Source organism: Bradyrhizobium sp. USDA 4454 (assembly GCF_054822705.1).
The window spans coordinates 4,391,483-4,404,588 of record NZ_JBTRCN010000001.1; the positions used below are offsets into that span (position 1 = coordinate 4,391,483).

Annotated in this window: 10 protein-coding genes; 5 read left to right on the plus strand and 5 right to left on the minus strand. The window is 65.8% G+C overall.

The window, feature by feature from the left end:
• Positions 1 to 3: 3 nt before the first annotated feature.
• The 3 genes from ACVIW0_RS20640 to ACVIW0_RS20650 all read right to left on the minus strand — a co-directional run bounded on the left by ACVIW0_RS20640 (position 4) and on the right by ACVIW0_RS20650 (position 6,036).
• Positions 4 to 3,111, minus strand: a complete 3,108-nt coding sequence (locus ACVIW0_RS20640) for an MdtB/MuxB family multidrug efflux RND transporter permease subunit (RefSeq protein ID WP_461353989.1) — start codon at positions 3,109 to 3,111, stop codon at positions 4 to 6.
• Complete coding sequence (locus tag ACVIW0_RS20645; RefSeq protein ID WP_461353990.1) at positions 3,108 to 4,322, minus strand: MdtA/MuxA family multidrug efflux RND transporter periplasmic adaptor subunit; 1,215 nt, start codon at positions 4,320 to 4,322, stop codon at positions 3,108 to 3,110. The genes ACVIW0_RS20640 and ACVIW0_RS20645 overlap by 4 nt, the downstream gene beginning before the upstream one ends.
• A gap of 268 nt (positions 4,323 to 4,590) precedes the next feature.
• Positions 4,591 to 6,036, minus strand: a complete 1,446-nt coding sequence (locus ACVIW0_RS20650; protein WP_461353991.1) for a DASS family sodium-coupled anion symporter — start codon at positions 6,034 to 6,036, stop codon at positions 4,591 to 4,593.
• Positions 6,037 to 6,272: 236 nt separating this feature from the next.
• Here ACVIW0_RS20650 and aat point away from each other — a divergent pair, with 236 nt between their 5' ends.
• Positions 6,273 to 6,953: a leucyl/phenylalanyl-tRNA--protein transferase gene (aat, locus tag ACVIW0_RS20655; RefSeq protein ID WP_461353992.1), complete on the plus strand. Its 681-nt coding sequence runs from the start codon at positions 6,273 to 6,275 to the stop codon at positions 6,951 to 6,953.
• A gap of 115 nt (positions 6,954 to 7,068) precedes the next feature.
• On the opposite strand, the gene ACVIW0_RS20660 is transcribed toward aat, so the two are convergent.
• Positions 7,069 to 8,085 (minus strand): DUF2155 domain-containing protein, encoded by a 1,017-nt coding sequence (locus tag ACVIW0_RS20660; protein WP_461353993.1) that lies wholly within the window; start codon positions 8,083 to 8,085, stop codon positions 7,069 to 7,071.
• Positions 8,086 to 8,408: 323 nt separating this feature from the next.
• Here ACVIW0_RS20660 and ACVIW0_RS20665 point away from each other — a divergent pair, with 323 nt between their 5' ends.
• The 4 genes from ACVIW0_RS20665 (at position 8,409) to ACVIW0_RS20680 (ending at position 11,628) form a co-directional block, all read left to right on the plus strand.
• Positions 8,409 to 8,651, plus strand: a complete 243-nt coding sequence (locus ACVIW0_RS20665) for a hypothetical protein (protein WP_461353994.1) — start codon at positions 8,409 to 8,411, stop codon at positions 8,649 to 8,651.
• Between the two features lie 31 nt (positions 8,652 to 8,682).
• Entirely contained in the window at positions 8,683 to 9,624 is a 942-nt protein-coding gene (locus tag ACVIW0_RS20670; protein ID WP_461353995.1) for an alpha/beta hydrolase, read from the plus strand.
• Positions 9,625 to 9,786: 162 nt separating this feature from the next.
• Entirely contained in the window at positions 9,787 to 11,010 is a 1,224-nt protein-coding gene (locus ACVIW0_RS20675; protein WP_461353996.1) for an SLC13 family permease, read from the plus strand.
• A gap of 183 nt (positions 11,011 to 11,193) precedes the next feature.
• Positions 11,194 to 11,628 (plus strand): hypothetical protein, encoded by a 435-nt coding sequence (locus ACVIW0_RS20680; RefSeq protein ID WP_461353997.1) that lies wholly within the window; start codon positions 11,194 to 11,196, stop codon positions 11,626 to 11,628.
• A gap of 539 nt (positions 11,629 to 12,167) precedes the next feature.
• Here the strand turns inward: ACVIW0_RS20680 and ACVIW0_RS20685 are convergent.
• Positions 12,168 to 13,106: a GlxA family transcriptional regulator gene (locus tag ACVIW0_RS20685; protein ID WP_461353998.1), complete on the minus strand. Its 939-nt coding sequence runs from the start codon at positions 13,104 to 13,106 to the stop codon at positions 12,168 to 12,170.

Below are 13,106 nucleotides of genomic sequence, written 5' to 3' on the forward strand. Positions count from 1 at the left end.
GGCTCAACGCGACCCGCTCGCCTCGCCGACCTCGTCCGCCCGCCCGGCAAACCGAAGCGCCAGCCGATCGAACCAGAGATAGATCACCGGCGTCGTGAACAGGGTCAGCAGCTGGCTCACCAACAGGCCGCCGACGATCGAGATGCCGAGCGGATGCCGCAGCTCCGAGCCGGCGCCGCTGCCGATCATCAGCGGCAGCGCACCAAGCACAGCTGCCATCGTCGTCATGATGATCGGCCGGAACCGCAGCAGGCAGGCCTGGTAGATCGCCTCTCGCGGCGGCTTGCCCTCGTTGCGCTCGGCGTCGAGCGCGAAGTCGATCATCATGATCGCATTCTTCTTCACGATGCCGATCAAGAGGATGATGCCGATAATCGCGATGATCGTCAGATCCTGACCCGCCATCATCAGCGCCAGCAGCGCGCCGATGCCGGCCGACGGCAGCGTCGAGAGGATGGTCAGCGGATGGATGAAGCTCTCATAGAGCACGCCGAGCACGATATAGACCGTGATGATCGCGGCCAGAATCAGGAACAGCTGGTTTGACAGCGAGGACTGGAACGCCAGCGCCGCGCCCTGGAAGCTCGTGATCATGCCGAGCGGCTGGTTGATGTCGGCCTGCGCCTGCTTGATCGCGGTCACCGCGCCGCCGAGTGAGGCGCCCGGCGCGAGGTTGAACGAGACCGTTGCCGACGGGAACTGGCCGAGATGCGAGACCTGTAGCGGCGCGGTCTCCACCCGCTTCTTGGCCATGACGGACAGCGGCACCGGCGTCGTGCCGACCGATGACGGCAGGTAGATCGACGACAGCGAATCCAGCGAATTCTGCAGCGACGGATCGGCCTCCAGGATGACCCGATACTGGTTCGAGTTGGTGAACACGGTCGAGACGATGCGCTGGCCGTAGGAATCGTACAGCGCGTTGTCGATGGTCGCCGGCGTGATGCCGAACCGCGCCGCCTGGTCGCGGTCGATGTCGACGAACACCGACAGCCCCTGCGCCGAAATATCGCTGGTGACGTCGCTGAGCTCGGGCAATTGGCGGAGCTTGTCGACCAGCTTCGGCGTCCATTCCGCGAGCTCGTTCGGATCGGCGTCCTGCAGGATGAACTGATACTGCGTCCGGCTCACCGTGCCCTCGATGGTAAGGTCCTGCACCGGCTGCATGTAGAGCGTGATGCCGGTCAGATCCGCCGTGCTCGCCTTGATCCGGTCCATTACGCTCGCGACGCCGGCCTTGCGCTGCTCGTGCGGCTTCAGGTTGATCAGGATGCGGCCGCTGTTGAGCGTGGTGTTGGTGCCGTCGACGCCGATGAACGATGACAGGCTCTCGACGTCCGGATCCCTGAGGATCGCGCTGGCGAGCCGTTGCTGCCGCTCGGCCATCGCCGCATAGGACACCGATTGCGGCGCCTCTGAAATCGCCTGGATCACGCCGGTGTCCTGCACCGGGAAGAAGCCCTTCGGAATCACGACATAAAGCAGCGCGGTCAGGCCAAAGGTGCCAAGCGCGATCAGCAGCACGAAGGTCTGGCGATCGAGCACCCAGTTCAGCATCCGGCCGTAGATCGCGATGACATGATCGAAGCCTTCGCGGCTGAGCCGCTGGAAGGTGTTCTCGCGCGCCCTGCTCTCCGGCTTCAGCAGTTTGGCGCAGGCCATCGGCACCAGCGTCAGCGACACCACGGCGGAGATCAGGATCGTCACCGACAGCGTGATGGCGAACTCGCGGAACAGGCGGCCGACGACGTCGCCCATGAACAGCAGCGGGATCAGCACCGCGATCAGCGACACCGTCAGCGAGATGATGGTGAAGCCGATCTGCTCGGAGCCGCGCAGCGCCGCCTCGAGCGGAGATTCGCCCTCCTCGATATAGCGCGAGATGTTCTCGATCACGACGATGGCGTCGTCGACCACGAAGCCGGTCGCGATCGTCAGCGCCATCAGCGACAGGTTGTTCAGGCTGAAGCCGAACAGATACATCGCCCCCAGCGTGCCGACCAGCGACAGCGGCACCGACAGGCTCGGGATCAGCGTGGCGCGGGTCGAGCGCAGGAACACGAAGATGACCAGCACGACCAGGATCACCGCCAGCGTCAGTTCATACTCGACGTCGCGCACCGAGGCGCGGATCGTCACGGTGCGGTCGGTCAGGATGTTGAGGTCGATCGCGGCCGGCAGCGTCGCCTGCAGCTGCGGCAGCAAATCCTTGATGCCCTGCACCACCGAGATCACGTTGGCGCCGGGCTGGCGCTGGATGTTGAGGATGATCGCCGGCGTCTCGTTCATCCAGGCGCCGAGCTTGTCGTTCTGCGCGCCGTCGACGACGTTGCCGACGTCGCTGAGGCGCACCGGCGAGCCGTTCTTGTAGGCGATGATCAGCGAGCGGTAGTCGCTGGCATTGCGGATCTGGTCGTTGGCATTGATGGTGTAGGCGCGCATCGCGCCGTCGAAATTGCCCTTCGGCGTGTTGACGTTGGCGTTGCCGAGCGTGGTGCGGAGATCGTCGATGTTCAGCCCATAGGCCGCAAGCTTGCGGATGTCGGCCTGGATCCGCACCGCGGGGCGCTGGCCGCCGCTGATGCTGACGAGGCCGACGCCGGGCAGCTGCGAGATCTTCTGCGCCAGCCTTGTGTCGACGAAGTCCTGCACCTGGGTCAGCGGCATGGTCTTCGAGGTCAGGCCGAGGGTCAGGATCGGCGCGTCGGCCGGGTTGACCTTTGCGTAGATCGGCGGCGCCGGCAGGTCCGACGGCAACAGATTGCCCGCGGCGTTGATCGCGGCCTGCACCTCCTGCTCGGCGACGTCGAGCGAGATCGACAGGCCGAATTGCAGCGTGATGACGGAGGAGCCGGCCGAGCTCACCGAGCTCATCTGGTTCAAATTCGGCATCTGGCCGAACTGCACCTCGAGCGGCGCGGTCACCGACGAGGTCATCACGTCGGGGCTGGCGCCCGGATAGAAGGTCTGCACCTGGATGGTCGGATAGTCGACCTCGGGCAGCGCCGCGACGGGCAGGAAGCGGAACGCCAGCATGCCCGACAGCATGATGGCGATCATCATCAGGGTCGTCGCCACCGGCCGCAGGATGAATGGCCGCGACGGGTTCATTTTGTCTGCCCGTCCTCGGACCGCTTGTGGTGGCCGCCGCCGGGATCAGCGCCGTCCTTGCTATTGTCCTTGCCGTCGCCCTTCGCAGCCCCGTTCGCCGCACCTTTGGGGTTCGCGGCGTCGGCGGAGCGCACCACGATCTTGGCGCCCTCGCGCAGCTTGTCGGCGCCGTCGATCACGACGCGATCGCCGGGCACCAGGCCCGACAACACCTCGACGCGGTCGCCATCGGTGACACCGATCTTCACCGGCCGCACCGACACCGTGCTGTCGGCGTTGACGAGATAGACGAAGGTGCCGGGGACGCCGCGCTGGATGCCGGCGGTCGACATCGTCGTGGCGTCCTTGTGGGTATCGAGCAGCAGGCGGACGTTGACGAACTGGTTCGGATACAGCGTGCGCCTGTCGTTCTCGAACTGGGCCCGCAGCTTGATCGTGCCGGTGGTCGCATCGATCTGGCTGTCGAAGGTTTGCAGCGATCCCTCGGCGAGCTTGTTGGCGCCGCTGCGATCATAGGCCGCCGTCGGCAGCACCGCGCCCGCCCTCAGCCGCTTGGCGACCGCCTGCAGATTGTCCTCCGGCAGCGTGAACAGCACGCTGATCGGCTCGAGCTGCGTGATCACGACGAGGCCGTTGGTATCGCCCGGCGTCACGTAGTTGCCGAGGTCGACCTGGCGCAGGCCGACGCGGCCGTTGATCGGCGAGACGATGCGGCAATACGCCAAATTCACTTCCGCCGACTTCACCGCGGCGCGGTCGGCTTCCACCGTGCCCTGATACTGCGCGACCAGCGCAATCTGGGTGTCCAGCGTCTGGTGCGGCACGGCGTTCTGGGTGGCGAGGCCCTGGTAGCGCGTGAGGTCGACCTGCGCGCCCTTGAGCTGCGCCTCGTCGCGCGCCAACGTGCCCTTGGCCTGCGCCAGCGTCGCCTCGTAGGGCCGCGAATCGATCTCGGCGATCAGGTCACCCTTCTTGACCTCGTCGCCCTCCTTGAAATCGATCTTCATCAGGTAGCCGCTGATCTGGCTCCGGATCGTCACTGTCGCGAGCGACGTCACGGTGCCGAGCGCGTTCAGGCTGACGCCGATATCGCCCTTGCCGACGGTCTCCGGCACGATCGACATTGGCCCGGCGTTGCGCCCGCCTCCGGCCTGCTGTGGCGCGGTCTGCTGCCGCGTCCACCACACGATGCCGGCAAGCACCGCCAGCACGAGAACTCCCGTCAGAATCCCCGGCCAACGTGACGCTCGCCTGACAGGTCCAGGTGCGAGGATCAACGGGTCTTTGATATGCTGGTCCATAACTTGCCCACGAAGAAACACGAACGAGCTCGCGCGGCTCTATGTGTCCCCTCGAATCCACGCGCGCCACGTCCGGAAGAGCATTTTGAACGCTTCCGCGGCACAAAGCGCGTTAAGAATTGTAAAGGATCGCCGCTCGTCCCGGTCGGGCGCTGTTTCTCGCTGGATTGTGGCGATTTTACCCGATCGTCTGTAACCAGGGCAACACGATCAGCAACAATCCGGCAAAGTAGATCACGCCGAAGATCAGTCCGAACTTCCAGAAGTCGCCTTTGCCGATATAGCCGCTGCCGAAATACATCGGCGCCGGCCCGGTGGCGTAGGGCGAGATCACGCCCATCAGCCCGAGCGAATAGACGCAGAGCAGCATCAGGGTCTGCATCGACAGGCCGGGAATGCTGGAGCCGACGGCGAGCACTACCGGCAGCACGGCGGCAGTATGCGAGGTGATGCTCGAGAAGAAATAGTGGATCCAGAAAAAGAACGAGACGAGCAGGATCATCCCGACTAGCGGCGACGTGCCGGCGAGCGGCTTTGCATAGCCTTCGGCGACCCATTTGATGAATCCGATCTCGTTGAGGCCCGACGACAGCGTGAGCAGCGAGGTGAAATAGAAGAACACCTCCCAGGCGCTCTTCTCGGCGACGATGTCCTCGAAGCCGATCACGCCTGACAGCAGCATCAGCGAGATCACGACGAACACGACCGTGGTCGCGTTGATGAAGTTCGAGCCGAGCAGCGGCACGCTGATGTTGGGGTTGGAACCGCAGATCCACAGGAACATCGCGAGCAGCACCAGCACGGCCATGATCCATTCGTGCCGCGACGGCGGCCCCATCTTGGCGAGCTCGCCTTCGCTCCAGGTCACGATCTCCGGGCTCTCCTTGATCTCGGGCCGGCACACGACATAGCTGAGCAGCGGCACCACGAGCAGCAACAGGATCCCGAGCGGCGCGAAGCCGATGAACCATTGCGACCAGCCGACCTCGATATTGACGAGCTTCTTGGCAATCGACAGCGCAGCGGCATTCGGCGCCAGCGCGGTCAGGAACAGCGAACTGGTGACGGCGGTGGTCGCGAACGCCGTCCACATCACGAAGGTGCCGATCTTGCCCGCGGTCGGTCCGGGCTCCGAGCCATAGATGCGCGGGATGTTGCTGACGATCGGATAGATGGTGCCGCCCGAGCGCGCGGTGTTGGACGGAGTCGCCGGCGCCAGCACCAGATCGGAGAACGCCACCGCATAGCCGAGCCCGACGGTGCGGCGGCCGAGCCCCCGCACCAGCAAGAGCGCCAGCCTTCGGCCGAGCCCGCTCTTGCGGTAACCGATCGAGAACACGAAGGCGCCGACGATCAGCCACACCGTGCTCTCGGAAAAGCCGCCGAGCATCCAGCGCAGCGACTTGTTGGGATCGGGCTCGACATAGCCGCCGACGCCGGCGACCGTCAGGCCGATCAGGCCCACCGCGCCGACCGGCATCGATTCGAGGATCAGTCCGGTGATGACGGCGGCGAACACCGCAAAATAGTGCCATTGATTGGCGTTCAGCCCTGATGGCACCGGGATCAGATAGATCACCAGCCAGACAAGCAACGGCGCGAACGTCCGCCATGACCGCTTCATGCAGCGTCCCCCTTACGTGTTTTGATTGTCGGGCGCGCAAGCCACCAAGTACCCACTAGGTCCCCCGGCGGCGCCGCCATCTTTTTGTTGCAATGTAGCACGGCCGTGCAGTCCGTCTCGGGTGACTGCGGCCGAATGGCGCGGCTTGTGGAGGAACCGGCGCGTTTCGTCAACACGTCGCGACCCCGCCGGCGGGCCCATCGCAAGACCGCCCGCGCTTTGCTATCTTGACAGGCATGACGTCACGCGACTCCGCCTCCTCCGAGATCACGCCCGAGGTGCTGCTGCGCGCCTATGCCTGCGGCATCTTCCCGATGGCGGAGAGCGCCGACGATCCGACCCTATTCTGGGTCGAGCCGGAATTGCGCGGCGTGATCCCGTTTGACGGCTTCCGTGTCGCCTCGCGCCTGGCGCGCACCGTGCGCTCGGATGTCTTCACCGTCACCGTCGATACCGCCTTCAAGGCCGTGATCGCCGGCTGCGCGGCGCCGCAGCCGGGCCGCGACGACACCTGGATCAACAAGCGCATCCGCGATCTCTATGTCGGGCTGTTCGCGTCGGGCCATTGCCACAGCGTCGAGGTCTGGCAGGACGACAATCTGGTCGGCGGGCTCTACGGCGTCAGTCTCGGCCGCGCCTTCTTCGGCGAAAGCATGTTCCACACCGAACGCGACGCATCGAAGGTCGCGCTGGTGCATCTGGTGGCGCGGCTGATCGCCGGCGGGTTCGAGCTGCTCGACACGCAATATGTCACCGAGCACCTGAAGACGTTCGGTGCGATCGAAATCTCGCGGCGCCGCTATCGCGCGCTGCTCGACAAGGCGATCACGGGCGCGCCCGCGGATTTCTGCAGGCTCGACACGACGCAGCCGGTCAAAGGCATCGACGCGCTGGCGATCATCGCCGAGCGCAATTGAGGATGTATTTGCTGATGCCGTAGCCCGGATGAAGCGAAGCGCAATCCGGGATTTCACTGTCCGCAGATAGGTCCCCGGATTTCGCTCACGCTCCATCCGGGCTACGGGACCGCGCCTAGTTCCCGAACAATCCGCCGAACAGCCCGCCCGGCCGCTGTTGCTGGGGCGGCGGAGGTGGCGGCGGCTGCTGCTGCTGGTATTGCGGCTGCGGCGGCGGACGCGGCGCGGCCTGCTTCGGCGGCGCGCGCTTCTGGGCCGGCGGCGGAGGCGGCGTCGGCGCCTTCGGCGGATCGGGCGCGGCGGTCACGATGGTCTGGTCCGGCCCTTTGCAGTCGGTCAGCCAGATGTCGTAGATCGGATGCTCGACGCCGTGCAGGCCGGGGCTCGCCGCGAACATCCAGCCGGAGAATATCCGCTTCACCTCGCCCTGCAGGGTGATCTCGTCGACCTCGACGAAGGCGTCGGTATTGGCGGCTTCGGTCGACGGTCGCGTGTAGCAGGCATCGGTCTTCACCCGCAGCGCGCCGAACTGCACGGTCTCGCCGATGTCTTCGTCGAAATTGATGATGCGTCCGGTGATCTTGTCGAGGCCGGAGAAGCTCGCCTTCTTGTTGGTGATCTTGGTCGACGGCGGCTCCTGCACCACCTCGTCGCCGGGCTGTAATGCGGCCGGCGTCTGCGGCGCGGTGCCCGGCGCGCCCTGAGGCGCCCCCTTGGGACGCTGCCCGGGCGGCAGCGGATTGGCGCCGGGCGGCGTGTTGGCAACGGCGGGACTATTGGGCTGCGGCGGCTGCACGGCAACACCGGGCGGAGCGACCGTGCTGCCTGGCGGCGGCGCCAAGGGCTGCGACTGCACGCTGCCGGGCGGCGGCACCGCCTGCCCCGGCGGCACCGCCTGCCCCGGCGGCAACGCGCGCGGCTGGGTCGGCAGCAGGCGGCCGCGCGGCAATTCCGGCACTTCCTCGTCGTCGTCGCTGGGCGGGGCCACTTGGCCGCGCGGGATCGAGCCGGGCGGACGCGGCGCGGGATCGGAGAAAATCGTTCCGATCTGCGCGCGCGCGGGCGGCGCAAGCGAGATGGTTGAGGCGGCAAGCAAGGCCGCAAAGCCAGTCAGGGCAACGGTTCGAAGCATCTCGCGCGGCTTTAGAGGGCGAATCGGGCTCGCGACAGTCTACCTTGATATCGGCCGCTCGCAGGCCACCGGTTAACACGCCGAATACGGCGGGGAAAGGGCACCCCGCCACCTCTCCCCGGCCCGCCTGTCAGCCACTGGTCAGCTTTGGGAACACATGTGATAGTCCTCACGCTGAAGGCACGCGGCACCGCGTGAAAACCTGAGAAAATCCGGATCGAACCGGACCAGCCAGAGGAAACCCAACATGCCAGATCGCATCAGGCTCGATGGCCGGGTTGCCGTCGTCACCGGGGCTGCCGGCGTCATCGGAACCGCCACGCTTGATCAGCTCGCCGAACGGGGCGCGGATTGTCGCAGTCGACCGCAAGGGCGCCGACAAGGGCGCCGACCTCGCCGGTGCCATCAAGGACCTCCCCGGCTCGGCCGAGGCCCTCGCGATCACCGCCGACGTCACCGATGAGGCCGAGGTCAAGGACTATATCCGCGCCAGACCCTCACGTGCGCAATTGCGCACCAAGAATTTCGAGATTCCGGGTTCGATGCTGCGCATCGCCCCGGAATGACGTCACCAAGCATCACAACAAGGTTCGTCACATGCCCGTCGTTCTCGATCCCGATGCCGCCGCCGTCTACAAGGCCTTCCAGGAGGCCGGCCGTCCCGCCTATGAATCGCTGACCGCACCGGAAGCGCGCGAATATTACCGCGCCGCCCGCCTCGTCTCCAATCCCGAGCCGCCCGCGCTCGCATCGAGCAAGGAGCTCGCGATCCCGGCGCCGCACGGCACGATCCCGGCCCGCATCTACACGCCGAAGACGCTGCGCACGACCAACGGGCTCGCGCCATGCCTGGTGTTCTTCCATGGCGGCGGCTGGGTGATCGGCGATCTCGATACCCATGAAGTGGTTTGTCAGAAGCTGGCCCATGAGGGCGAGCTGATCGTGATCTCGGTCGATTATCGGCTGGCACCGGAGCACCGCTTTCCCGCCGCGGTCGACGACGCCGTCACCGCGACCAGATGGGTCGCCGCCAACGCGAAAGACCTCGGCATCGATGCCGCGCGCCTGATCGTCGGCGGCGACAGCGCCGGCGGCAACCTTGCGGCCGTGGTGGCCCTCACCGCCCGCGACGGCGGACCGAAGCTCGCCGCCCAGCTATTGGTCTATCCCGCCACCGATTTCTCGCGGAGGCACCCCTCGCATCGCGAGCCCGAGACCAGCATCCTGCTGACGCATTCGGTAATCGGATGGTTCGGCGATCACTATCTCGGCGGCGCGGATTCGCGTGATTGGCGCGCCTCGCCTGCGCGCGCGAAAAGCTTCGCCGGATTGCCGCCGGCCTATGTACTGACCGCCGGCGCCGATCCCTTGCGCGACGAAGGCGACGAGTACGCGAAATTCCTCAAGGAGGCCGGCGTGCCCGTGACCTACCGGCATTTCCCCGGCCAGTTCCACGGCTTCTTCACCATGGGCAAGCTGCTCAACCAGGCCAATGTCGCGGTGACCGAGATCAGCGCCTGGCTGAAGACGCTGGGCTAGCGATCGGATCGGGCGACGCTGGTCGCGTCGCCCCCTGGTCGAGGCTCGGGAGCGCATGGCGAGCGCACCTTGCGGCGTTCGCGCGTCTTGAAGTTCGGCGCGTCACGCGATAGTGCGGCCGGGCGCGCTTCGCCGCCGAGCACTCCTGCCCGCGAGACCCTCTTGCTCACGCCCATCCTCGTCTTCGGTATCCCGCTCGATTTCATCCTGTTCGCGCTGACCCTGCTCGGCGTCGCGATCTTCCATCACCACACGCTCGCGGTGGCGTTGACGGGCCTTGCCGCGATCGTCGCCTACAAGCTGCTATTCGCCGACTTTCCGAAATTCGGCGCGGGCCTGCCCGGCCTCGTGCAACACATGGAGCATGAGTGGGTCACGCTCGCGAACCTGTTCCTGCTGTTGATGGGGTTTGCGCTGCTGTCGCGGCATTTCGAGGAGAGCCGCATCCCGGACGAGATGCCGGCGCTGCTGCCCGATGACTGGAAGGGCGGACTGATCCTGCTGCTGCTCGTATTCGTGCTGTCCGCCTTTCTCGACAATATCGCGGCGGCGCTGATCGGCGGTACCGTCGCGCGCCATGTGTTCCGCGGCCGTGTCCATATCGGCTATCTCGCGGCCCTTGTCGCAGCCTCCAATGCCGGCGGCGCCGGCAGCGTCGTCGGCGACACCACCACGACGATGATGTGGATCGACGGCATCAGCCCGCTCACCGTCGTCGACGCCTATGTCGCCGCTGTTGTCGCGATGCTGGTATTCGCGGTGCCGGCCTCGCTGCAGCAGCATCGCTATTCCCCGATCGTGAAGAACGCGCCGTCAGGTCTCAGCATCGACTGGACCCGCGTCGCGATCGTCGCCGTGATCCTGCTCGCCGCGCTGACCGCCAACGTCACGGCCAACCTCAAATTCCCTGCGCTGCTCGACGCCCTGCCGGTGCTCGGGCTCGCGGTCTGGGCCGCGATCCTCGTCACCTCGCTGCTGCGGCGGCCGGACTGGTCTGTGATGCCGGAGACGCTCAAGGGCACCGTGTTCCTGCTCGCGCTGGTCACGGCGGCTTCGCTGATGGCGGTGGAAAAGCTGCCGACCGCGTCATGGCAGACCGCGCTCGGGCTCGGCTTCGTCTCCGCGGTGTTCGACAACATCCCGCTGACCGCGCTGGCGCTGAAGCAGGGCGGCTACGACTGGGGCTTTCTCGCCTACGCGGTCGGATTTGGCGGATCGATGGTCTGGTTCGGCTCGTCCGCAGGCGTTGCGATGTCCAACCTGTATCCGGAAGCCAAGTCCGTGATCCGCTGGATCGCCCTGGGTTGGCCGATCATGGTGGCCTACGTCATCGGCTTCTTCGTGATGCTCGCCTTGCTCGGCTGGCACCCCGACGCGCCGCATTGAGCTCGCCGTCGGGGCCGGCCCGCTAGCCGCAGGCGCTCAGGTCGTCGTCAACCTGCTCTCGCAAAATGTGGAATCCGCCATATTGCGGTGCACAATGGACTTGCGTCAAACTTGTGGAAAAGCGAGACAAATCCGTTGACATTGATAAACTCCATTCGCCGTAACAACTTATGGAGCGTTCGCATGAGTGTTAGTGCAGAAGTTCTCGCCCGTGCCCCGTCGGAACAGATCGAGGGCGACGTCAACGCTGCCAGTCCGCATCGACCGCGCAGCAACGTTCGGCCTCTCTCGCCGATGCCGGACTACGTCGAGCACCGCAACGGCGTCAACGAGGTGGGCATGTTGTCCGCCGAGGCGGTCGTGCGCGAATATGAGGCTGCGGTGAAAGAGATCGAGGCCCTTGGAACGGAACTGCAATTGGCTGCCAAGAACTGCGAGGTCATGGTGGCAGGCGTCCACGACATGATCGCGGAGATCAAGGAGTTCGCCGCAGGCTATCGCGATCAGGGCAAGCGCTTCTTCCTGCAGATCGAAGCCGTCTCGTTGATGACCACGGAGGTCAGGGATACCTGCGAAGCACTCAAGAAGAAGATCGCGACCGACACCTTGACCCGGTGATATCTGGGCTCGGGCACGTTTCGTGCCCGGCGTGTCCGCGGATTTTCAGCGTGTATTGGTGAATGGCCGCGCAATTCCGGCGCGGTTGAACCGTTAGTTCTATTTGAGACCAAGTCGCTCAATATGCTGCCCCGCCTCGGCGGGGAGCTTTTGTGCTGCCGCAAACCCTGCGCACCTCGAAGGGCCGGACCTGACCGATTTAGCGCGCGTCAGGTGCGCGCTCAGCCATGTCGGTTGCCGGAGCCAAGGCGGAGATCGCGGACCAGCGGTCGCTGAAATCCCTGGCCGGGAGCGCGTCCGTGTCGGAAACGACCACGCCCGCGGTCCGGGGCAAGTGCGACCTCACCGTTGCGGCGGTTGCAGTGACAGCCAGCAGGGCGACGGCCACGAACCCGGTAATCGTTCGATGCTTTGTCATTAGAATCTCCTCCGGTCCCACGCCCACTTCACGTGGGTCACAGGAACCGTCGCGCTGGTTCATCAATGCAAAGATAAAACGGATCGTGTGAGATCGGACAACGAACTTGTCCCAAAATCACCTACCCCGCCCGCGCCGCGCGGCGCAGCGACTGCGGCGGCTGACCGAAGGCGCGGATGAAGGCGCGGCGCATCCGCTCGGGATCGCGGAAGCCGGTGATCTCGGCGACGCGCTCGATCGCCTCGCCCGACGACTGCACGCGCTGCCGCGCCACTTCGATGCGCAGCCGCTCCACCGCCTTCGACGGCGTGGTCCCGGTCTCCGCGATGAAGGCGCGGGTGAAATGCCGCGAGCTCATCCCGGCCCTGTCAGCGAGATCCTCGACCGTCAGCGGCGCGTCGAGATGCTCGCGCGCCCAGGCCAGCAGCGGGCCAAACCTTCCGTTCGGCGTCTTCAACTCCAGCAGCGAGGAGAACTGCGACTGCCCGCCGCTGCGCCGGTGGTACAGCACGAGCTGGCGCGCGGTTTTCTGCGCGATCTCGTCGCCATAGTCTTCGGTGATCATCGCGAGCGCGAGGTCGATGCCGGCGGTGATTCCGGCCGAGCTCCAGATATTGCCGTCGCGGACGAAGATCTGGTCCGGCTCGAGCTTGATCTTCGGATAGGCCTTCACGAAATGCGGCGTGCGTTGCCAATGCGTGGTGGCGCGGCGGCCGTCGAGCAGGCCCGCTTCGGCCAGCACATAGGCACCCGAGCAGACGCTGGCGACGCGGATGCCGCACTCCGCCATCCGCCGCACGAAGCCCAGCGTGATCGGACAGGTCGCCGGCGCGCGCACGCCGTTGCCGCCCGCAATGATCAGCGTCGTGATCGCCGCCGACGGCTTGAAGCCGCGGGCAAGCATCTCGACGCCGGACGACGAGCGCACCGGCCCCGCCTTCACCGCGATGGTCTTGATACCAGGCGGGCTGTCGGCGAAACGCGCCGCGATCTCGAACGCCGCGATCGGGCCCGCCGCGTCGAGCAGCTGGAAGTCGGGAAAGATCAGGATGCCGATCAT